The organism is Bacillus sp. LR--39, assembly GCF_053613335.1.
On the sequence record NZ_JBSIOT010000078.1, the window covers coordinates 1 to 1,800 of the forward strand.

Genomic DNA, 1,800 nt, shown 5'->3' on the forward strand with positions numbered 1-1,800 from the left:
TACCAAAAAGGCTTCATGCATCAAAAAGTCATGATCATTGATGGTGATCTCGCCTCCGTCGGCACCGCGAATATGGACATGCGCAGCTTTCAGCTCAACTTTGAAGTGAATGTGTTCTTCACGGATGCCGAAGCGATCCGAACCCTTGAGGCCCATTTTGAAGAGGATATGCAGGAAAGTGAAAAGCTCAGCCCTGTCGGCTTTTATAAAAGAGGCGTGGCTGACCGGACAAAAGAGTCATTTGCCCGCCTGTTTTCAGGTGTTCTGTAAGAAAAAAGAAAAACAGCCCGTGTATAGTATAATTGAGAAATATTATCAGTTATTTATACGTTGGGGGAAGATAAGGTGCTGCGGCAATTTTTTTCATATTATAAACCATATAAAATGTTGTTCTTTCTCGACTTTTTCTCAGCGATCGCGGGAGGTTTAATGGAGCTGAGTTTTCCTTTGATCGTCAATTATTTTATTGATACCTTGCTGCCGGGCAGGGACTGGGGACTGATCATCGCGACCTCAATCGGGTTATTTGCGGTGTACGCGCTCAGCTCGGCTCTTCAGTATATCGTGACCTACTGGGGACACATGCTTGGTATCAATATTGAGACTGATATGAGAAAGTCGCTTTTTGACCATTTGCAAAAGCTCTCGTTCAAATTTTACGACAACAACAAGACGGGAACGCTGATGTCGAAGCTCACGAACGATTTAATGTATATCGGTGAAGTCGCCCATCACGGACCGGAAGACTTATTCATTGCGGTCATGACCATTCTCGGGGCGTTCGGAGTGATGCTGTTTATTAACTGGCAGCTTGCTTTATTAACGTTTATCATTATGCCGATCGTCATTTGGCTAGCGCTTTATTTTAACAAAAAAATGACCAAAGCATTTACCACGCTGAATAAGGATATCGGAGACTTCAGCGCGCGTGTAGAAAATAACATCGGCGGCATCCGGCTTGTGCAGGCGTTCGGAAATGAAGCATTTGAAAAAGAACGCTTCGCCGTCAACAACCAGCGTTTTCGTGTCACAAAGCTTTCTTCCTACAAAATCATGGCGAAAAACGGTTCAATCAGCTATATGCTGACCCGGTTTGTCACGCTGTTTGTCCTTTTGTGCGGGACGTGGTTTGTCATTCGCGGCTCCTTATCGTACGGGGAATTTGTGGCGTTTGTGCTCTTGACGAATGTGCTGTTCAGGCCTATTGACAAAATTAATGCCATTATCGAAATGTATCCGAGGGGGATCGCGGGTTTCAAAAGCTATATGGAGCTCATGGAGACAGAGCTGGACATTCAGGACTCACCTGATGCGAGAGATGTTTCCGGCCTGAAGGGCAATATCCGCTATAAACATGTTTCGTTTGGCTATGATGGCCATCACAATGTCCTCAATGACATCAACCTATCCATTCAAGCGGGGGAAACGGTGGCGTTCGTCGGTCCGTCAGGTGCGGGGAAATCAACGCTTTGCAGTCTGCTTCCGCGTTTTTATGAAGCATCGGAGGGCGACATTAGGATTGACGGCATCAGTATAAAAGACATGACGCTTTCTTCGTTGCGCGGACAGATTGGCGTCGTGCAGTAGGACGTTTTCTTATTCTCGGGCACGCTTAGAGAAAATATCGCCTACGGCCGACTAGGCGCATCAGAAGAAGACATTTGGCAAGCTGTGAAGCAGGCGCATCTGGAAGAGCTCGTCCATAACATGCCCGATGGGTTGGATACTATGATTGGCGAACGCGGCGTGAAGCTTTCCGGCGGGCAAAAAAAGCGTCTGTCAATTGCAAGGATGTTCTTG

At 46.7% G+C, this 1,800-nt stretch carries 1 protein-coding gene and 1 pseudogene; both read left to right on the forward strand.

Features of this window, described 5'->3' with window-relative positions:
• Nucleotides 1-270 (forward strand): phospholipase D-like domain-containing protein (locus ACWHAR_RS20435; protein WP_452087654.1); only part of this gene is annotated, 270 nt, incomplete at its 5' end.
• Between the two features lie 75 nt (nucleotides 271-345).
• A pseudogene (locus ACWHAR_RS20440) lies at nucleotides 346-1,800 on the forward strand (ABC transporter ATP-binding protein); the annotation flags it as partial.